Origin of the sequence: Pseudomonas sp. MF4836, from assembly GCF_002018875.1 — a bacterium.
Classification (GTDB): Bacteria; Pseudomonadota; Gammaproteobacteria; order Pseudomonadales; family Pseudomonadaceae; genus Aquipseudomonas.
Genome location: NZ_MVOL01000010.1, coordinates 79344 through 99391, shown reverse-complemented (window position 1 = coordinate 99391; position 20048 = coordinate 79344). Strand labels below are relative to the sequence as shown.

The 20048-nt window shown below is 65.9% G+C and carries 13 protein-coding genes; 11 read left to right on the top strand and 2 right to left on the bottom strand.

Going from position 1 to position 20048, the window contains the following annotated elements; genetic code table 11:
- Positions 1 to 3 precede the first annotated feature (3 nt).
- The 11 genes from treZ to MF4836_RS22515 all read left to right on the top strand — a co-directional run bounded on the left by treZ (position 4) and on the right by MF4836_RS22515 (position 14232).
- Entirely contained in the window at positions 4 to 1800 is a 1797-nt protein-coding gene (gene treZ, locus MF4836_RS22565; protein ID WP_078472134.1) for a malto-oligosyltrehalose trehalohydrolase, read from the top strand.
- Complete coding sequence (malQ, locus tag MF4836_RS22560) at positions 1797 to 3878, top strand: 4-alpha-glucanotransferase (RefSeq protein ID WP_078472133.1); 2082 nt, start codon at positions 1797 to 1799, stop codon at positions 3876 to 3878. Before treZ ends, malQ begins: the two co-directional genes overlap by 4 nt.
- Positions 3875 to 6661, top strand: a complete 2787-nt coding sequence (locus MF4836_RS22555; protein WP_078472132.1) for a malto-oligosyltrehalose synthase — start codon at positions 3875 to 3877, stop codon at positions 6659 to 6661. The genes malQ and MF4836_RS22555 overlap by 4 nt, the downstream gene beginning before the upstream one ends.
- A 21-nt stretch (positions 6662 to 6682) precedes the next feature.
- Entirely contained in the window at positions 6683 to 6985 is a 303-nt protein-coding gene (locus MF4836_RS22550) for a DUF2934 domain-containing protein (protein ID WP_078472131.1), read from the top strand.
- A 144-nt stretch (positions 6986 to 7129) separates the two neighbouring features.
- Positions 7130 to 9292 (top strand): glycogen debranching protein GlgX, encoded by a 2163-nt coding sequence (gene glgX, locus MF4836_RS22545; RefSeq protein ID WP_078472130.1) that lies wholly within the window; start codon positions 7130 to 7132, stop codon positions 9290 to 9292.
- 1 nt (position 9293) lies between these two features.
- Positions 9294 to 10292 carry an acyl-CoA dehydrogenase gene (locus tag MF4836_RS22540; RefSeq protein WP_078472129.1) on the top strand — a complete coding sequence of 333 codons (999 nt, stop codon included), beginning with the start codon at positions 9294 to 9296 and terminating at the stop codon, positions 10290 to 10292.
- Positions 10289 to 11047 carry a PIG-L deacetylase family protein gene (locus MF4836_RS22535; protein WP_078472128.1) on the top strand — a complete coding sequence of 253 codons (759 nt, stop codon included), beginning with the start codon at positions 10289 to 10291 and terminating at the stop codon, positions 11045 to 11047. The genes MF4836_RS22540 and MF4836_RS22535 overlap by 4 nt, the downstream gene beginning before the upstream one ends.
- Positions 11044 to 11643 (top strand): SAM-dependent methyltransferase, encoded by a 600-nt coding sequence (locus MF4836_RS22530; RefSeq protein ID WP_078472127.1) that lies wholly within the window; start codon positions 11044 to 11046, stop codon positions 11641 to 11643. The genes MF4836_RS22535 and MF4836_RS22530 overlap by 4 nt, the downstream gene beginning before the upstream one ends.
- Complete coding sequence (locus MF4836_RS22525; RefSeq protein ID WP_078472126.1) at positions 11640 to 12299, top strand: glycosyltransferase; 660 nt, start codon at positions 11640 to 11642, stop codon at positions 12297 to 12299. The genes MF4836_RS22530 and MF4836_RS22525 overlap by 4 nt, the downstream gene beginning before the upstream one ends.
- 284 nt (positions 12300 to 12583) lie before the next feature.
- Positions 12584 to 13342: a PIG-L deacetylase family protein gene (locus tag MF4836_RS22520; protein WP_078472125.1), complete on the top strand. Its 759-nt coding sequence runs from the start codon at positions 12584 to 12586 to the stop codon at positions 13340 to 13342.
- 89 nt (positions 13343 to 13431) lie between these two features.
- Entirely contained in the window at positions 13432 to 14232 is an 801-nt protein-coding gene (locus MF4836_RS22515) for an endonuclease/exonuclease/phosphatase family protein (RefSeq protein WP_078472124.1), read from the top strand.
- A gap of 169 nt (positions 14233 to 14401) precedes the next feature.
- Here the strand turns inward: MF4836_RS22515 and glgB are convergent, their stop codons facing one another.
- Together glgB and treS are read right to left on the bottom strand one after the other, a co-directional pair.
- A complete protein-coding gene (gene glgB, locus MF4836_RS22510) occupies positions 14402 to 16633 on the bottom strand; it encodes a 1,4-alpha-glucan branching protein GlgB (protein ID WP_078472123.1) in 2232 nt (743 codons plus the stop codon).
- Positions 16630 to 19977 (bottom strand): maltose alpha-D-glucosyltransferase, encoded by a 3348-nt coding sequence (treS, locus tag MF4836_RS22505; protein ID WP_078472122.1) that lies wholly within the window; start codon positions 19975 to 19977, stop codon positions 16630 to 16632. The genes glgB and treS overlap by 4 nt, the downstream gene beginning before the upstream one ends.
- Positions 19978 to 20048: the final 71 nt, after the last annotated feature.

Genomic DNA, 20048 nt, shown 5'->3' with positions numbered 1-20048 from the left:
TGGATGCCGTCAAGGACTCTGGAAACCTGGCCCCACGGCGCGATCATGCTGGATGCGGAACATACCCGCTTCGCCTTGTGGGCGCCTGATGCACATGAAGTAAAGGTTGAATTGCAAGATGGGCGTTCCCTGCCCATGCAGCCTCAGGCCGAGGGCTGGCATGTGCTGCAGGCCCGCTGCCCGGCCGGCAGCCACTATCGGTTCAAGATCGATGGCGAACTGGAGGTGCCTGACCCGGCCTCCCGCTTCCAGGCCGGCGACATCGGCTCGCCGAGCGTGGTGGTCGACCCCCTCGCCTACGAGTGGCAACACCCGCTCTGGCAGGGCCGGCCCTGGCACCAGGCGGTGATTTACGAGCTGCACGTGGGGGTGCTCGGTGGGTATCGCGCGGTGGCAGAACGGCTGCCTGAGTTGGCGCGGCTGGGCATCACCGCCATCGAACTGATGCCGCTGGCGCAGTTCCCGGGGAGCCGCAACTGGGGCTACGACGGGGTCCTGCCCTATGCGCCGCAAGCCTCCTATGGTTCGCCCGAGGACCTCAAGTTCTTGATCGACAGCGCCCACGGCCTGGGCCTGGCGGTGATCCTCGACGTGGTCTACAACCACTTCGGCCCCGACGGCAACTACCTGCACCATTACGCCAAACGCTTCTTTCGCGAAGACCAACACACCCCCTGGGGCGCGGCCATCGACTTCCGCCGCCGCGAGGTGCGCGACTTCTTTATCGACAATGCCCTGATGTGGCTGCTCGAATACCGCTTTGACGGCCTGCGCCTGGACGCGGTGCACGCCATCGACAACCCGGACTTCCTCCAGGAGCTGGCGCGTCGCGTGCGCAGTCAGGTCGCCCCGGGACGGCAGGTGTGGCTCAACCTGGAAAACGAATTCAACCAGGCCAGCCTCCTCGAACAGGGTTTCGATGCGCAGTGGAACGACGACGGGCACAACGCCCTGCACGTGCTGCTGACCGGTGAAACCGACGCCTATTACGCCGACTTTGCCGAACAACCCACGGCCAAGCTGGCGCGCTGCCTGAGCCAGGGGTTTGTCTACCAGGGCCACCGCACCCGCCACGGCAACGCTCGCGGCGAGCCCAGCGGCCATCTGCCACCCAGTGCCTTTGTGCTGTTTCTGCAAAACCACGATCAGGTCGGCAACCGCGCCTTTGGCGAACGCCTGAACCGCCTGGCGCCGCCCCAGGCCCTGGAGGCGGCCACGGTGTTGCTGCTGCTGTCGCCGATGATCCCGCTGTTGTTCATGGGCGACGAACACGCGGCGACCGAGCCATTCCTGTTTTTCACCAGCCACCACGGTGACTTGGCCGACGCCGTGCGTGAAGGCCGGCGCAATGAATTCGCCGACTTCAGCGTGTTCGCCGATCCGCAGCAACGGGAACGGATCCCCGACCCCAACGCGGCGTCCACCTTCCACGCTTCAAGGCCCGAGGCCAGCCCGGAACAGGGAGCGGCAACCCGCGCCCTGTACCAGCACCTGCTGGGCCTGCGTCACCAGTACATCATCCCGCGCCTGCCGGGGGCCCTGGCCCTGGGCGCGGAAGTCCTGGCCGTAGGCGCGGTCAGTGCCCGCTGGCGCTTGGGCGACGGCAGCCTGCTGCGCATCGACCTCAACCTCGGCGCCGACAGCGTGGCCCTGCCCCCGCTCGACGATGCCCGGCCACTGTTCCAATACCCGGCCCAGGATCCGGCCTGCATGCACCCCGGCCGCCTCGGCGGCTACAGCGCGCGGGTCAGCCTGACCGCCGTACCCCCTTCCGCACCCCTTGATGGAGAGCGTCCATGAGCGATGCGCACCTGGAAATACTGGCCAGCCGAGCTGGCCTGGCCGTCGATTGGATCGACGCCAACGGCCGTCCGCAGCGGGTCGAACCGCGCGTACTGCGCGCCGTCCTCAAAGGCCTCGGCCACCCCGCCGACACCGATGAGGAAATCGAACAAAGCCTGCTGCAACTGCAAGCGGTGCAACAGACCCGGTACCTGCCGCCGCTGTTGACCGCGGATGCCGGCCAGGGCCTGGACCTGGCGCACTATTTTGCGCCCCACAGCCCCTGTGAAATTCACCTCGAAGACGGTTCGATCCTCAACCTCAAACTCGACGCCGACGCCGTGTTGCCCGGGCTGGTGCCGGTGGGTTACCAGGCCGTGAGCATCGATGACCAGCACTTCACCCTGGCCGTGGCGCCCGAGCACTGCCACAGCGTGGCCGATGCCGTGGACCAGCCGACGCCCCGGGCTTGGGGCCTGAGTGTCCAGCTGTACTCGTTGCGCCGCACCGGAGATGGCGGTTTCGGCGATACCCAGACCCTGGAAGAGCTGGCGCGGGTCGCCGGCGAGCGCGGTGCCGATGCCCTGGCCATCAGTCCGCTGCACGCTATGTTCAGCAGCGACAGCAGCCGCTACAGCCCCTATTCACCCTCCAGCCGCCTGTTTCTCAACAGCCTGTATTGTGCGCCGGCGAGCATTCTCGGCGAGCACGCCTGGCAGAGCGCGATCGACGCCTGCGGTCTCAGCGAGACCCTGCATCAGCTGGAACAACAACCCCTGATCGACTGGCCCGTGGCAGCGCAAACCAAACAGACCCTGCTGCGCGAGCTGTACCGGAGCTTTGGCAGCGGGCAGCACCCGTTGCACGAAGACTTTGCCAGTTTCCGCCACGCCAGCGGCGAAGCCCTGGAAAACCACTGCCGCTTCGAAGCCCTGCAAGCGGAGCGCAGCGCCCGTGGCGAAAGCCTCGATTGGCGCCACTGGCCCGACGCCTGGCGCAACCCGCGCAGCTCTGAGCTGGCACGCTTTGCCGAAGAAAACGCCGGGGAAATCGGCTTCTACGCCTTCTGCCAATGGCTCATCGACCGTGGCCTGGCCCGCGCCCAGAGTGCGGCCCGCAGCAGCGGGATGGGCATTGGGCTGATCGCCGACCTGGCGGTGGGTGCCGACGGTGGCGGCAGCCAGGCCTGGAGTCGCCAGGACGAGTTGCTGGCAGAACTGACCGTGGGCGCGCCCCCCGACATTCTCAACCGCCAGGGCCAGGGCTGGGGCATCTCGGCGTTCTCCCCCGAGGGCCTGGTGCGCAACGGCTACCACGCTTTTATCGAAATGCTCCGGGCCAACTTCGCCCATGCCGGCGGCTTGCGCATCGACCATGTGATGGGCCTGCAACGGCTGTGGGTGATCCCCCTGGGCTCGCCGCCAAGCGACGGTGCGTACCTGTATTACCCGGTGGACGACCTGCTGCGCCTGTTGACCCTGGAATCCCATCGGCACCAGGCCATCGTCCTCGGCGAAGACCTGGGCACGGTGGCCGACGGCCTGCGGGAAAAACTCGCGGCGCGCTCGATTCTCGGCATGCGGGTACTGTTGTTCGAGCAGGACCACGGCTGCCATTTCAAACCCATCCTCGACTGGCCCGACAACGCCCTGGCCACCACCAGCACCCATGACCTGCCCACCCTCAATGGCTGGTGGCATGGCCGCGATATCGACTGGAACCTGCGCCTGGGCCTGGTGGATGAAAACGGCGCCACCCACTGGCGCGAGCATCGCCAGCACGAGCGCAACGGCCTGCGTCAGGCCCTGGACCAGGACCCGCAGAGTTTTCGCGAGCACGCCCACGAAGCCGATGAAGTGGTGGATGCCAGCGTACGTTTTCTGGGCCATACCCGCGCGCCCCTGGTGCTGTTGCCGCTGGAGGATGCCCTGGGTGTCGACGAGCAGCCCAACCTGCCCGGCACCACTGACAGCCACCCCAATTGGCGCCGGCGTCTGGCGCGTCCGGCCCGTGAGCTGTTGGACGACCCGGATGCCGCGCGGCGCCTGGAACTGCTGGCCTGCGCCCGGCAACAGGCTGTCGAGCGTGACCAATGAGCCCAGCGTTCGAACCCCTGCTGCGGGCCAGCCTGCGCCTGCAGTTTCATAAAGGCTTCACCCTGGACGACGCAGTGCCGCTGGTGCCCTATTTCGCCGAACTGGGCATCAGCCATGTCTATGCCTCGCCGCTGCTGTGCGCCCGGGCCGGCTCGATGCACGGCTATGACGTGGTCGATCCGACCCGGGTCAACCCCGAACTGGGCGGCGAAGCGGCCCTCAAGCGCCTAGTGGCCAGCCTGCGGCAACACGGCATGGGCCTGATTCTGGACATCGTGTCCAACCACATGGCCGTCGGCGGCGCCGATAACCCCTGGTGGCTGGACCTGCTGCAATGGGGGCGCCTGAGTCCCTACGGCGAGTTCTTCGATATTCAGTGGCACTCCCCCGACCCCTTGATGGAGGGGCAACTGCTGCTGCCGTTCCTGGGCAATGACTACGGCACGGTCCTGCAGGAAGGCAGCCTGGTGCTGCAACTGGACGCCGAGCAGGGTGAGTTCCACGCCCAGCACTACGATCATCGCTTCCCGATCTGCCCCAGCGACTACGGCGAACTGCTCAAACCCGACGCCCAGTTGAGCGCCCAGCAGGCCGAGGCGCTCAAGGCCCTGGCCGATCAATTCAGTACCCTGCGCTACCGGCCCGACGCCCATACCCAGGCGCGCCCCTTGCAACAGGCGCTGCGCGAACTGCTGGCGGACCCGGCCATCCATCAGGCCGTCGAGCGCACCCTGGCCCTGTACGACGCCCGTCAGAACGAAGGCTTTGCCCGCCTGCACGCGCTGCTGGAACAGCAAAGCTACCGCCTGGCCAGCTGGCGCACGGCGGCCGACGACATCAACTGGCGGCGCTTCTTCGACGTCAACGAATTGGGAGGCTTGCGGGTCGAGCGCCCCGCCGTGTTCGAAGCCACCCACGCCAAGATCTTCGAGCTGATCAGCCAGGGCCTGGTGGACGGCCTGCGCATCGACCATATCGATGGCCTGGCCGACCCGCGCGGCTACTGCCGCAAGCTGCGGCGCCGGGTCGATGCCCTGAGCCCGGGCCGGCACTTGCCGATCTACGTGGAGAAGATCCTTGGCGAAGGCGAAACCCTGCACCGCGACTGGAAGGTCGACGGCAGCACCGGTTACGAGTTCATGAACCAGGTCTCGCTGCTGCAACACGACCCCCGGGGCCAGGCGCCACTGGCCGAGCTCTGGAGCCGGCACAGCGAGCGCCCGGCGGCCTTTATCGACGAGGCACGGCTGGCGCGCCAGCAGATCCTCAACGGCTCACTGGCCGGTGACTTTGAAAGCGTGGCCCAGGCCCTGCTGCAAGTGGCGCGGCAGGATGTGATGAGCCGCGACCTGACCCTGGGCGCAATTCGCCGGGCATTGCAGGAGCTGATCGTGCACTTCCCGGTGTACCGCACCTATATCAGTGCCTGCGGGCGCTCGACGCAGGACCAGGTTTTTTTCCAGCAGGCCCTGCACGGCGCTAAAAGCTCCCTGGGCGAAGCCGACTGGCCGGTACTCGACTACCTGGAACGCTGGCTCGGTGGCCAGGGCTGGCGCCAGCTGCCGCCCGGGCGCTCGCGCAAACTGCTCAAGCATGCCTGCGTGCGCTTCCAGCAATTGACCTCGCCGGCAGCGGCCAAGGCCGTGGAAGACACCGCGTTCTATCGCTCGGCGGTGCTGCTGTCGCGCAATGACGTGGGGTTCAGCACCGAACAGTTCAGCGCCCCCCCGGCCGACTTCCATCGCCAATGCGCAGAGCGCCTGCGGGACTTCCCCGACAACCTCCTGGCCACTGCCACCCACGACCACAAACGCGGTGAAGACAGCCGCGCCCGCCTGGCGGTGCTCAGCGAGCACGCGCCGTGGTACGTCGAACAGGTCGAGCAGTGGCGCAGCCTGGCCCAGGCCCTGCGCCGCGACCCGGTGGCGCCCTCGGCCGGCGACGAGTTGATTCTGTACCAGGCCCTGCTCGGCAGTTGGCCGCTGGAGTTGCGCGCAGACGATCAGGCCGGGCTCGAACGCTACGCCGAGCGCCTGTGGCAATGGCAGGAAAAAGCCCTGCGCGAAGCCAAGCTGCAAAGCAGCTGGGCCGCCGCCAACGACGGTTACGAACAGGCCATGGGCGAGTTTCTGCGGGCGCTGCTGCTGGCGCCCGAAGGCCTGGCGCTGCGCACGGCGATCTGCCACGCGGCCCATGCCATCGCCCCGGCCGGTGCCCTCAACAGCCTGGCTCAATCCTTGCTGCGCATGAGCGTACCGGGAGTGCCCGATCTGTATCAGGGCGATGAGTTCTGGGACTTCAGCCTGGTGGATCCGGATAACCGCCGGCCCGTGGATTTCAGTGCCCGGCAACAGGCGCTGCAGGCCGCCGCCGAACCGGAACACCTGCTGCAGGAATGGCGCAACGGGCGGATCAAACAGGCATTGATCGCCCAGGTCCTGCAACGTCGTGCGCAGTACCCGGAGCTGTTTCGCCGGGGTCGTTACCAGCCGCTGCAGGTCAGCGGCGAGCATGCCGACCAGGTGCTGGCCTTTGCCCGGGAACTGCACGGGCAATGGGCGGTGATCCTGGTGCCAAGGCTGGCCGCCACGCTGCTGGATAGCAGCGCAACACCCAGAATCCACGCGCTGGATTGGGGCGATACGAAGGTGCATCTACCGTTCGCCGCTCCACAACAAAACCTGAAGGGACTTTTTTCAACGGGTGCAGTCACACACCACAAGGACCTGCTAATCAGTTCCGCACTGCGGGATTTCCCGGTCAACCTCTTCATCCAAACTTGAGTCAGTTTCAGGAGCATTGCGATGAGCACCGACGATAAACGCATTCGCGAGTTTGCCTATCAAATCTGGGAATCCGAAGGCCAGCCCGAGGGCCAGGAAGCCCGTCACTGGGAGATGGCGCGCAAGCTGGCCGAAGCCGAGGCACTGGCCCCGAGCAAGCCACCCAAGGCCAGCAAAGCCAAGCCGGCGGCCAAGCCCGCACAAAAGCCCGCCACCAAACCCAAGGCCAAGCCGGCAGCTGCCAGCACGGTGGTGGTCCCGCCCGGAGAAAAAGCCGAGGCACCGAAGAAGCCCCGCGCCCCCCGCAAACCACCGGCCAGCTGACGTCCGGTTCCGGCGCCCGGATCCGAGTCCGGGCCCGGCCTTTTTTTAATGCCTTGAACGCGTGGCGTGCCTGAGCGCCACAGGGGAATCGCTTGCCCGGAAAAAACCCTCAGCCCGTTTTGTAACCCCTTTGCAGGAGCACCTATGAGCACGCCAAAAAAATCCGCCGCGCCCCAGCCAGAACCCGAAGCCTCGCGCATTCGCGAAGGTTTGCCCTTTCCGCTGGGTGCGACCTGGGATGGCCTGGGTGTCAACTTCGCGCTGTTTTCCGCGAACGCCACCAAGGTTGAACTGTGCTTGTTCGATGCCACCGGTGAAGTCGAACTCGAACGCATCGAGCTGCCGGAATACACCGACGAGATCTACCACGGCTACCTGCCCGACGCCCATCCGGGGCTGATCTACGGCTACCGGGTCTACGGCCCCTACGACCCGGCCAACGGCCACCGCTTCAACCACAACAAGCTGCTGATCGACCCCTACGCCAAGCAACTGGTGGGCGAGTTGAAGTGGTCCGAAGCGCTGTTCGGCTACACCATCGGCCACCCCGACGCCGACCTCAGCTTCGATGAACGGGACAGCGCGCCCTTCGTGCCCAAGAGCAAGGTCATCGACCCTGCTCACACCTGGGGCAACGACCAGCGGGTCAGCGTGCCCTGGGACAAGACCATCATCTACGAGACCCACGTGCGCGGCTTCACCATGCGCCACCCTGCCGTCCCCGAGAATGTGCGTGGCACCTTCGCCGGGTTGATGGTGGATGACGTGCTGGAGCACATCCGCAAGCTCGGGGTGTCGTCGGTGGAGTTGCTGCCGATCCACGCCTTCGTCAATGACCAGCACCTGCTGCACAAGGGCATGACCAACTACTGGGGCTACAACAGCATCGCCTTCTTCGCCCCCGACCCGCGCTACCTGGCCAGCGGCAAGATCGCCGAGTTCAAGGAGATGGTCGCGCACCTGCACGAGGCCAACCTGGAAGTGATCCTGGACGTGGTCTACAACCACACCGCCGAGGGCAACGAACAAGGCCCGACCCTGTCCATGCGCGGCATCGACAACGCCTCCTACTATCGCCTGATGCCCGACGACAAGCGCTTCTACATCAACGATTCCGGGACCGGCAACACCCTGGACCTGAGCCACCCCTGCGTATTGCAGATGGTCACCGACTCGCTGCGCTACTGGGCCACGGAAATGCACGTCGATGGCTTCCGCTTCGACCTGGCAACCATCCTCGGCCGCTACCACGATGGCTTCGACGAACGCCACAGCTTCCTCGTCGCCTGCCGCCAGGACCCGGTGCTGCGCCAGGTGAAAATGATCGCCGAGCCCTGGGACTGCGGGCCTGGCGGCTATCAGGTCGGCGGCTTCCCACCGGGCTGGGTCGAATGGAATGACAAGTTCCGCGACACCGTGCGCGCCTTCTGGAAAGGCGACGACGGTCAACTGGCAGACTTTGCCGGGCGCATGACCGCCTCCGGCGAAATGTTCAACCAGCGCGGGCGCCGGCCGTACGCCTCGGTCAACTTCATCACCGCTCACGACGGTTTCACCCTGCATGACCTGGTGTCCTACAACGACAAGCACAACGAGGCCAACGACGAAAACAACCAGGACGGCAGCAACAACAACCTGTCCTGGAACCACGGCGTCGAAGGCCCCAGTGACGACCCGGAAATCAATGCCCTGCGCCTGCGCCAGATGCGCAACTTCTTCGCCACCCTGCTGCTGGCCCAGGGCACGCCGATGCTGGTGGCCGGCGACGAGTTCGCCCGCACCCAGCACGGCAACAACAATGCCTACTGCCAAGACAGCGAGATCGGCTGGATCAACTGGGAGCTGGATGATGACGGCAAGTCGCTGCTCAAGTTCGTCAAGCGCCTGATCAAGCTGCGCATGGCCTACCCGATCCTGCGCCGCGGGCGATTCCTGGTGGGCGAATACAACGAAGACATCGGGGTCAAGGACGTGACCTGGCTGGCACCGGATGGCAATGAAATGAGTACCGAGCAATGGCAGGACGCCAATGGCCGCTGTCTGGGCATGCTGCTCGACGGTCGCGCCCAGGAAACCGGGATCCTGCGTCCGGGGGCCGATGCCACGGTGCTGCTGGTGGTCAATTCGCACCACGACATCGTCAACTTCAGGCTGCCGGAAGTGCCCCAGGGCGAGTTCTGGACGTGCATGATCGACACCAACCAGCCGGCGGTACGCGGCCAGGAACGCTTCCAGTTCGGCCACGAGTATTCGGTGACCGGCCGCTCGCTGCTGTTTTTCGAACTGCAACGCGAGGATGACGACTGATATGGACCTGGAGCGTTACCTGCAAGGCTTGCCCATAGGCGCCCCCAGCGCCGAGGACCATGGGCGCCAGTTGCGGCGGATGGTCGAACTCGGTCTGGACCGCCTGCCCCTGCCCGGCCAGGGCGCCACCCTGCGACGCTGGCGCCAGTTGGCGGCGGTCGGTGGCCACGACCTGGGGCTGTGCAAATTGTACGAAGGCCATACCGATGCCCTGGCCATCTTCGCCGAACTCGGCGCCAGCCCGCCGCCGGGCGCCACCCTCGGCACCTGGGCCGCCGAGCCGCCCCAGGCGCGGGTCGAGGTGCGGCGCCATGGCGATGGCTGGCGGCTTCAGGGCAGCAAGGCCTGGTGCTCAGGGGCGGCGGTCCTCAGCCATGGCCTGCTGACCGCCTGGGACGCGGACGGCCAGCAGCAGTTGATGTGTGTCGAGCTCCAACAACCCGGGGTCACCCTGGACGCCGAGGGCTGGCACGCAGTGGGCATGGCCAGCAGCGCCAGCCTGGTGGTCAACCTGGACCAGGCCGAGGCGCAACAGGTCGGCGGCCCCGGCGACTACCTGCGGCGCCCCGGCTTCTGGCAGGGCGGCATCGGTATCGCCGCCTGCTGGCATGGCGCGGCGCGCGCCATCGCCCAACGCCTGCTTGAGCACTGCGCCACGCGCCAGGAACCCCATGCCCTGGCCCATCTCGGCGCCGTCGACAGCGCCTTGCAGGCCAGCGCCAGCGTCCTGCGGGAAAGCGCCCAGGCCATCGACCACGGTCCAAAAGCCGATGCTGCGCTGCTGGCACGTCGCGCCCGGGCAGTGACCGAAGCCAGCGTCGAGTGCGTGCTGCAGCACGTCGGCCGGGCCCTGGGCGCCGGCCCCTACTGCCAGGACCGGCGCTTCGCACAATTGCTGGCCGACCTGCCGGTGTACCTGCGCCAAAGTCATGCCGAGCGTGACCTGGCCGCCTTGGGCGAACAGGTTGCCAACCAGCCAGAAGGAACATGGCAACTATGAAACCCAACCCTATCGTCGGCCATGGCACGCCGTTGCAGCAGTGGCAGAACTCCACGCACCTGGCGCAACTGGCGTCGATCAGCTGCGACGAACTGGTGCCCCCGGGGCACCGTGCAGTGATCATCGCGCCGCACCCGGATGATGAAATCCTCGGTTGCGGCGGCCTGCTGCAACTCTTGGCCAACAGTGGTCGACCGCTGCTGCTGATTTCGGTCACCGACGGCAGCGCCAGCCACCCCGGTTCGGCGCGCTGGCCGGTGGAGCGGCTGAGCGCGGTACGCCCTCAGGAATCGGCCGAGGCCCTGCGCCGCCTGGACTTGCCCCTGCACCGCCTGCAATGGCTGCGAGGCGGTTTCAGCGACAGCCAGGTGGCCGCCGATGAGCCGCGCCTGACGGCGTTTATCCAGCGCTACCTGCGGCCCACCGACGTGCTGTTCAGCACCTGGCGCGAAGACGGTCACTGCGACCATGAAGCGGTGGGCCGTGCCAGTGCGGCAGCGGCGCGGGCGGTCGGCGCGGCGTTCCATGAACTGCCGGTGTGGACCTGGCACTGGGCCGGTCCCGAAGACCCGCAGATACCCTGGCAGCGTGCGCGCAAACTGCAGCTCGAGCCCTCGCTGGTAGCCCGCAAGCGCCACGCGATCCATGCCTTTGCCAGCCAGTTGGAAGGCGACCCGCAGATTGGCCTGCCGCCGGTCCTGGCGCCCCATATCATCGAGCGCCTGCTGCAACCCTTTGAAGTGGTGTTCGTATGAGCGTCGGCAACCGCTACTTCGATGAGCTGTTCGCCCAGAGCGCCGATCCCTGGTCGTTTCGCGAACGCTGGTACGAACAGCGCAAGCGGGCCCTGACCCTGGCCTGTCTGCCGCGCCGACGCTACCGCAGTGTCTTCGAGCCGGGCTGCGCCAATGGCGAACTCAGCGCCGAACTGGCGACCCGCTGCGAGCGTCTGTTGTGCTGCGACACTGCGGCGGCGGCGGTGAGCCTGGCCGAACAGCGCCTGCAGCCCTTTGCCCATGCCCAGGTGTTCCAGGGGCGATTGCCCAGGGACTGGCCGGACCAGCGCTTCGACCTGATCGTGCTCAGCGAAATCGGCTACTACCTGGACGCCGCCGCCCTCTCGCACTTGATCCGTCAGGCCCTGCGCTCCCTGACCCCGGACGGCCAGTTGCTGGCCTGCCACTGGCGCCCGCCCATCGCCGGCTGCCCACTGGATGCCGGCCAGGTTCACGACCAGTTGCACCGCCAGCTGCAACTGCCGCGCCTGCTGGAGCATCAGGAGGCCGACTTCATGCTCGACCTCTGGAGCCGCGAGGCGGATTCGGTGGCCACCCTGGAGGGCCTGCGATGATCGGCATCCTGATTCCGGCCCACAACGAAGAGCAGTACCTGGAACACTGCCTGCAAGCTGCACTGCATGCCGGCAGCCACCCCAGCCTGGGCGGCGAAACGGTGCAGATCCTGGTGGTCCTCGACAGTTGCAGCGACAACTCGGCGCAGATCGTCGGCGAGCACCCCGTGCAGAGCCTGGCGCTCAGTGCCCGCAACGTCGGCCAGGCCCGGGCGGCGGGTGCCCATCGCCTGCTGGAACAGGGTGCGCGCTGGATCTCCTGCACCGACGCCGACAGCCGGGTCGCCCCCGACTGGCTGGTGGCGCAACTGGCCCTGGGTACCGACGCGGTGTGCGGCACCGTGACTGTCGACGTCTGGAGCCAGGGCTTCGACTCCCAGGCGCAGATCCGTTATCACCAGGCCTATCAGGCCCGTGACGATCATCGGCATATCCACGGCGCCAACCTGGGTATCAGTGCCGAGGCCTACCGCCGCGCCGGGGGCTTCGAACCCCTGGCCTGCGATGAAGACGTGCAACTGGTGCGCCAGCTGGAGCGCTGCGGTGCCAGCATCGCCTGGAGCCATCGGCCGCAGGTCATCACCAGCGCCCGCCTCGACAGCCGCGCCCGTGGCGGCTTCGGCGATTACCTGAAAAGCCTGGTGGCGCCGGCCTGACCCCAGGCCGGTGGCGGTCGCCCGTCAGGCCGGCCTGCACACCGCGGATTTACCGACTATGGTGAAAACCGCATGCCGTGCCGGAGAAAAAACCGCCACGGCGCTGCGTAGGCGCGAGCGGGCTGTGTATGATTGCCCCCGCGCAAATACGGCAATCCAAGGTCTGGAGCGCCGGTACTTCACGCCAAACTGTCGTCGACACATTGGCGTGCGTGCGAACCCAAGGCTGCCGGCCAGCGCCAGATGTGCTGCCGCAGACTGCCAGGAACAGGGATGTGACACCGATGAAATCCATACCCGTTATAGAAAACCGCTGGCCGAACCAGATCTGGAACGGTACGCGGCAACTGGTCGACGTGCCGCCGATTCACCTCGCCAGCCTGGTGCCCGCCGGCGCCCGGGCCGTGGTCGTCGCCCCACACCCGGGGGATGAAGTCATCGCCAGCGGCGGCCTGCTGCAAGTGCTGGCGCACCACGGGCACCCCTTGCAGTTGATTTCCGTCACCGATGGCAGCGCCAGCCACCCGGGCTCGGAACTGTGGTCGGAGCGCCGCCTGAGCGTGTTCCGCCCCCAGGAAAGCGCCGAGGCCCTGAGGCGCCTGGGCCTGCCCCTGCACAGCCTGAAGTGGATCCGCGGCGGCTTTACCGATAACGCCCTCGCCGCCCGCGAGCATCAGCTCAGCCAGTTCATCAGCCGCTACCTGCGCCACGACGACGTGGTGTTCAGCACCTGGTGCGAAGACGGCCCGCCCGATCACGAAGCCGTCGGCCGTGCCACCGCCAAGGCCGCAGCCCAGGTCGGGGCACGTCACTTTGAATTGCCGGTCGGGGTCTGGCACCGGGCCCTGCGCGATGAGTACCAGATCCCCTGGCCGCGCGCGCGCAAGCTGCGCCTGGACACCTGGACCGTGGCCCGCAAGCGGCATGCCGCCCACGCCTATGCCAGCCAGTTGCAGGGCGACCCGAAGATCGGCCTGGCTCCGGCACTGTCGGCGGTGCTGCTGGAGCGCCTGCGCCAGCCCTACGAGATCATCCTGATGTAGCCACGGGGCCAGGCAACCCATGAAAAACCTGAACTGACGGGCGCGCTATCAGTCGCATAAGTAACTGGCACTGATCAAAAGGAGTGAGCGTGAGCAGTCATCCCCCCGGGCGCCCCGTTGAGTCCGCCCCCCAGGACCAGGCCCCTGCGATCCACCGGTTGCGGATCCTGACGGTCAACACCCACAAAGGCTTCACCGCCTTCAACCGCCGCTTCATCCTGCCGGAACTGCGCGAGGCAGTACGCAGCACCGGTGCCGACCTGGTGTTTCTGCAAGAAGTGCTGGGCGAACATGACCGGCACGCGTCGCGCCATGAAAACTGGCCGCAGCAATCGCAGTACGAGTTTCTTGCCGACAGCATGTGGAGCGACTTCGCCTATGGGCGCAATGCGGTCTACCCCGATGGCCACCACGGCAATGCGTTGCTGTCCAAGTACCCGATCCGGCAGTTTCGCAACCTCGATGTGTCGATCACCGGCCCCGAGCGCCGTGGCCTGCTGCACTGTGTGCTGGAGGTGCCGGGGCACGCCGAGGTGCATGCCATCTGCGTGCACCTGAGCCTGCTGGAGAGCCACAGGCAACTGCAACTGGCCCTGCTCTGCCAATTGCTCGAATCCCTGCCGGAAGATGCGCCGGTGATCATCGCCGGCGACTTCAACGACTGGCAGTTGCACGGTAACGCCACCCTGGCCAAACGCGCCGACCTGCACGAAGCCTTCGAACGCCACAACGGCCGCCCGGCCAAGACCTACCCGGCGCGCTTTCCCCTGCTGCGCCTGGACCGGGTCTACCTGCGCAACGCCAGCAGCCATGAACCGAAAATCCTCGGCAACCGACCCTGGACTCACCTCTCGGACCACCTGCCCCTGTCCGTCGAAATCCACCTCTGAACGCCATGACGGCCAGCGGGTAGCCGCTGCAACCCTATAGCCGCTGCCTAGCTCCGCGAGGCTGCGCTGGCCCTGATGGACGCCGAGGCAGGTCTGGACTATCTCCGTATCCATGACGGCCGGCGCAGCCTGCGGCAGCGGCTACCGCTGCGCGAGGCTGCGACGACGGTCAGGCTTCGGGGCGCAGGATGAGGACGGCCAACGGCGGCAGGTTGAGCACCAGGGACAGCGCCTGGCCATGGCTGGCGACGTCCTCGGTGAAGGCGCCGCCGGAGTTGCCGTAGTTCGAGCCGGCGTAGGTCTCGGCATCGCTGTTGAGCACTTCGCTCCAACGCCCGGCGAACGGCACGCCGATGCGGTAGGCCTGACGCGGCACCGGGGTAAAGTTGGCCACCACCAGCAACGGCTTGCCGTCCTTGCTCCAGCGCAACCAGGCATACACGCTGTTGATCGCGTCATCGCCAATCAGCCACTGGAAGCCCTGGGGTGCATCGTCCTGGTCGTGCAGCGCTGGCTCCTGGCAGTACAGGCGGTTGAGGTCGCCCACCAGCTTCTGCACCCCACGGTGCTCCGGATATTGCAGCAGGTACCAGTCCAGTTGCTGATCGTGGTTCCACTCGCGCCACTGGCCGAACTCGCAGCCCATGAACAGCAGCTTCTTGCCCGGATGGGCCCACATGAAACTCAGGTAGGCCCGCAGGTTGGCGAATTTCTGCCAACGGTCGCCCGGCATCTTGTCGATCAGCGAATGCTTGCCGTGCACCACTTCATCGTGGGAGATCGGCAGGATAAACCGCTCGGACCAGGCATACACCAGGCCAAAACTCAGCTCGTTGTGGTGGTGGGCGCGGTACACCGGGTCCTGCTGGATGTAATGCAGGGAGTCGTGCATCCAGCCCATGTTCCACTTGTAGGCAAACCCCAGGCCGCCCTGCTGGGTACTCTGGCTGACCCCGGGCCATGCGGTGGACTCTTCGGCAATCACCAAAGCGCCCGGCGCTTCCAGGGCCACCACGTCATTGAGGTGGCGCAGGAAGTCGATCGCCTCCAGGTTTTCCCGGCCGCCGTGACGGTTCGGCACCCACTCGCCGGCCTTGCGCGAATAGTCGCGGTAGAGCATCGAGGCCACGGCATCGACCCGCAGGCCGTCGACGTGGAAATGCTTGAGCCAGTGCAACGCCGAAGCCAGCATGAAGCCGTGGACTTCGGTGCGCCCCAGGTTGTAGATCAGGGTGTCCCAATCCTGGTGAAAGCCTTCCAGGGGGTTGCCGTATTCGTACAGCGCGGTGCCGTCGAATTGCGCCAGGCCATGGGCATCGGTCGGGAAATGCGCCGGCACCCAGTCGAGGATGACCCCGATATTGGCCTGGTGGCAGGCGTTGACGAAGGCCGCGAAATCATCTGGCGAACCGTAGCGCGCGCTGGGGGCGAACTGCGACAGCGGCTGATAACCCCAGGAGCCGCCAAAGGGGTGCTCCATGATCGGCATCAGCTCGATATGGGTAAAGCCCAGGTCCTGAACATAGGGGATCACCCGCTCAGCCAGTTCATGCCAGTTGTATTGGCGGGCGACTTCCCCCAGGTCGTTGACCTCGCATTGCCAGGAGCCGATGTGCAGCTCATAGATCGACAAGGGCGCGTCAGGCCGCTGGCGCTCGCCACGGGCCTGCATCCACTCGCCGTCCTGCCAATCGATGCTCAGCGGCGCGGCGACCCGGGACGCGGTGTCCGGCGGCAGCTGGGTGGCCAGGGCCATGGGGTCGGCCTTGAGCGGCAGGATCGCGTCGGCGCCGAGGATCTCGTACTTGTAGGCCTCGCCCGGTTGCAGGCGCGGGATAAACAACTCCCAGACCCCGGACGGATGGCGCAGGCGCATGGGATGCCGGCGCCCGTCCCAGATATTGAAATCACCCACCACCGACACCCGCCGCGCATTCGGCGCCCAGACCGAGAAGCGCACGCCATCAACGCCGTCCACGGTTTTCAACTGCGCGCCCAGGCACGAACTGAGGTCGCGGTGGTTGCCTTCGGCGAACAGATACAGGTCCATCTCCCCCAATAGCGGACCGAAGCTGTAGGGGTCTTCGCTGACCTGCTCGCCACCGGCCCACTGGATACGCAGCAGGTAATCCCGGGCCTGGGCGAAGTGCCCGAGAAACAGCCCCGGCACCGGGCCGGTCTCCAGGCTGCCGAGGACTTCGCCGCCGTCCCGGGCCAGCACCTGCACACTCAGGGCATCGGGCAGGAACGCGCGGATAAACTGCCCACCGGCCCCGTCATCGTGGGGGCCGAGAATGGAAAATGGATCATGGTGTTCGGCGCGCACCAGCGCTTCGATGTCTTTCGCACTGGGGAGCAACACCGCTTCGGTCCGACCCTGTTCCTTGTTCGAGAAACTCATGACTGCTCTCCACTACTCGCTGTATCGGAAAAGGGTTGCACTGCACTCAACAGCCCGACCAGGCCGCGTAACGGCACGGCCAACCAGCCGGGACGATTCTCGGCCTCATAGGCCACTTCATAGGCCGCTTTCTCCAGCCCGAACAACAACAGCGAGGCCTCTTCACCGGCGCTGTCCTGCCAGGCATGAGCAAGATTAGCCGTTGCCAGGCGATAGGCCTCGACAAACGCTTCGCGCGCCTGGGCCAGGTAGCGTTCGGTCACCCGTTGCCGGCTGGCCAGGGCTTGCTCCGAGCTATCCACCCCTTGCACATTCAGCGCCATCGCCGCCGCGTAGTCGAACGAACGCAGGACGCCGCTCACATCCTTGTACGGGCTGTGCTTGCCGCGGCGTTCTTCCAGCGGCCGCGCCGGCTCGCCTTCGAAGTCGATCAGGTAGGCATCGCCCTTGATCACCAGCACCTGTCCCAGGTGCAGGTCGCCATGGACCCGGATGCGCAAACCACCGATGGCCTGCTTGGCCAGGGTTTGCACATAGGCCAGGATCGCCTTCTTCCCTTGCAGCAATTGACTGACCCGCTGCCGATCGGCAGGTTCCAGGTTATTTTCATGCTGCTTGAGCAATTGCAGGGCCCGCTCGAGCTGGGCGCTGATCTGCTTGCCCCAGGCCTGGGCGTCCTTGGCCGTGCTCTTGAGCGGGGCAAAGTCCGGGTTGTCGCTGGGCGCCGCGAGCACCTGGTGCATTTCGCCCAGGCGCTGGCCGAGCATGCCGGCAAAGTCCTGCAGTTCACCGAGGGCGTTGTAGTGCTGTTGCTGCTCGGAAATCACCTCGGCCATCTCGTCGCGGATCGCCCGTTCCAGATTGTTCTGCGTCCACTCCCAGGCATCGCCCTGATTGCTCAGGTAGCCCTGGGCAATCATCAGCAGATTGTCCTGGCCCTGCTCGTCCCGGCGGATCACCGAACCCAGCAAGGGTGAAATATGGGCGAAGCCGGCGGCCGTCAGGTAGGCGCCCATTTCCAGTTCCGGGTGCACCCCGGCGGCGACCTTGCGGATCAGCTTGAGCACCAGGCTGCCGCCGACCGCGACCGAACTGTTGGACTGCTCCGCCGACAGGTAGCGCACCTCGGACTCGGCATTCAGGCCCAGGCCCGCCAGCAGCTCGGTGGCCTCGAAGCGAATCTCGCCCTGGGTCGAACTCAGCACCGTATTGGCTTGCAGTGCCAGCAGCACGTTGCGCACAAAACTGTCGAGGGCGAAGGCATCGGTGATCAGGCCGACCTGGCGCCCCCGGCGCACACGGGCCAGGGCCAGTTGCTGGGGCAAGGCCGCGCCGAACTGGTCTTCGCCCAGCAGGCCGAAAGGCAGCAGATAACGCCCGACCTGGCCGCCACTGGTGACCTCCAGTTCGCTGAACAGCACCGGATGCTGCGGATCGCCAAAGCGCACGCCATAGGCGATACGCACGCCTTCGATCGCACTGTCCTTGCCGGCGAACCAGCGACGCTTGGGCAACCAGGTCGGCAGCGCCGTTTGCTCCAGGGTGGTGCGTGCCGGCTCTTCGAGCAATTCTTCGAGGCGTTTTTTCAGCACCAGGGTGTTGAAATCAGGCAGGCTTTGCGCCGGCTCCACGTGCCAGCTCGGCATCTGGTTTTCCGCCGCCAGCACGAACCAGTAGAAACCGTACGGCGGCAGGGTCAGCAGGAAATTCAGCTGGCCGATGGGTGGGAAGGCATTTCCCCCCAGCATCTCCACCGGAACCATGCCGGCGAACGCCGAGAGGTCCAGCTCCGCGGCCTGGGCACTGCGCGAGACGTTGGCCACGCAGAGGATGATTTCGTGCTTGCCGTCGACCCCGGTGTATTCACGGGTGTAGGCCAGAATCCGCCGGTTGCTCGGCGACAGCATCTTCAAGCTGCCCCGGCCAAAGGCCTTGGACTGCTTGCGCACCGCCAGCATGCGCCGGGTCCAGTTGAGCAGCGAGTGTGGATCGCCGGCCTGGGTCTCGACGTTGACCGACTGATAGCCATACAGCGGGTCCTGGATCGCCGGCAGCACCAGGCTGGCCGGGTCGGCGCGGGAGAAGCCGCCGTTGCGGTCGATGGACCATTGCATAGGCGTGCGCACGCCATCGCGGTCGCCGAGGTAAATGTTGTCGCCCATGCCGATCTCATCGCCGTAATACAGGGTCGGTGTGCCCGGCATCGACAGCAGGAGGCTGTTGAGCAGTTCGATGCGCCGACGATCGCGCTCCATCAGCGGCGCCAGGCGCCGGCGGATACCCAGGTTGATCCGCGCACGCCGGTCGGCGGCGTAGTAGTTCCACAGGTAGTCGCGTTCCTTGTCGGTGACCATCTCCAGGGTCAGCTCATCGTGGTTGCGCAGGAAGATCGCCCACTGGCAGTTGGCGGGAATCTCCGGGGTCTGGCGCAGGATGTCGGTGATCGGGAAGCGATCTTCCTGGGCCAGGGCCATGTACATGCGTGGCATCAGCGGGAAGTGAAAGGCCATGTGGCATTCATCGCCGTTGTCGCCCTTCACATCGCCGAAATACAGCTGGGTGTCTTCGGGCCACTGGTTGGCTTCGGCGAGGAGCATGCGGTCCGGGTAATTGGCGTCGATCTCGGCGCGGATCTGCTTGAGGACCACGTGGGTCTCCGGCAGGTTTTCATTATTGGTGCCGTCGCGCTCGATCAGATAGGGGATGGCGTCCAGGCGCAGGCCGTCGATGCCCATGTCCAGCCAATAGCGCATCACCGACAGCACCGCCTTCATCACCTGCGGGTTGTCGAAGTTGAGGTCCGGCTGGTGGGAATAGAAGCGGTGCCAGAAGTACTGGCCGGCGACCGGGTCCCAGGTCCAGTTGGATTTTTCGGTGTCGAGGAAGATGATCCGCGTGCCGTCGTACTTCTGATCGTCATCGGACCAGACGTAGAAGTCCCGGGCCTTGGAGCCCTTCTTGGCCTTGCGCGCACGCTGGAACCAGGGGTGCTGGTCCGAAGTGTGGTTGATCACCAGCTCGGTAATCACCCGCAGCCCGCGCTTGTGGGCCTCGGCGATAAAACGCTTGGCGTCGGCCATGGTCCCGTAGTCGGCGCTGACCCCACGGTACTCGGCAATGTCATAGCCGTCGTCGCGGCGCGGTGACGGGTAGAACGGCAGCAGCCAGATGGTGTTGACCCCCAGCTCCTTGATGTAGTCGAGCTTGGCGATCAGGCCCGGGAAGTCACCGACGCCATCGTTGTTGGAGTCGAAATAGGACTTCACGTGCACTTGGTAAATCACCGCGTCCTTGTACCAGAGCGGGTCATTGATAAAGGTGGCTGGTCTGGGCTTCTTCGCCATTGGAAACTCCTGAAAATGTGATGGGTCCGGATACTGCGCGAAGGTCGTCAACCTCCCCCTGGCACTGCTCT

What these genes read in the sequence shown, in the direction of transcription:
- MF4836_RS22535 (WP_078472128.1), top strand. Translation starts at nt 10,289, where the DNA reads ATGAAACCCAACCCTATCGTCGGCCATGGCACGCCGTTGCAGCAGTGG.
- MF4836_RS22555 (WP_078472132.1), top strand. Translation starts at nt 3,875, where the DNA reads ATGAGCCCAGCGTTCGAACCCCTGCTGCGGGCCAGCCTGCGCCTGCAG.
- treS (WP_078472122.1), bottom strand. Translation starts at nt 19,977, where the DNA reads ATGGCGAAGAAGCCCAGACCAGCCACCTTTATCAATGACCCGCTCTGG.
- MF4836_RS22540 (WP_078472129.1), top strand. Translation starts at nt 9,294, where the DNA reads ATGGACCTGGAGCGTTACCTGCAAGGCTTGCCCATAGGCGCCCCCAGC.
- treZ (WP_078472134.1), top strand. Translation starts at nt 4, where the DNA reads ATGCCGTCAAGGACTCTGGAAACCTGGCCCCACGGCGCGATCATGCTG.
- MF4836_RS22530 (WP_078472127.1), top strand. Translation starts at nt 11,044, where the DNA reads ATGAGCGTCGGCAACCGCTACTTCGATGAGCTGTTCGCCCAGAGCGCC.
- glgX (WP_078472130.1), top strand. Translation starts at nt 7,130, where the DNA reads ATGAGCACGCCAAAAAAATCCGCCGCGCCCCAGCCAGAACCCGAAGCC.
- malQ (WP_078472133.1), top strand. Translation starts at nt 1,797, where the DNA reads ATGAGCGATGCGCACCTGGAAATACTGGCCAGCCGAGCTGGCCTGGCC.
- glgB (WP_078472123.1), bottom strand. Translation starts at nt 16,633, where the DNA reads ATGAGTTTCTCGAACAAGGAACAGGGTCGGACCGAAGCGGTGTTGCTC.
- MF4836_RS22550 (WP_078472131.1), top strand. Translation starts at nt 6,683, where the DNA reads ATGAGCACCGACGATAAACGCATTCGCGAGTTTGCCTATCAAATCTGG.
- MF4836_RS22520 (WP_078472125.1), top strand. Translation starts at nt 12,584, where the DNA reads ATGAAATCCATACCCGTTATAGAAAACCGCTGGCCGAACCAGATCTGG.
- MF4836_RS22525 (WP_078472126.1), top strand. Translation starts at nt 11,640, where the DNA reads ATGATCGGCATCCTGATTCCGGCCCACAACGAAGAGCAGTACCTGGAA.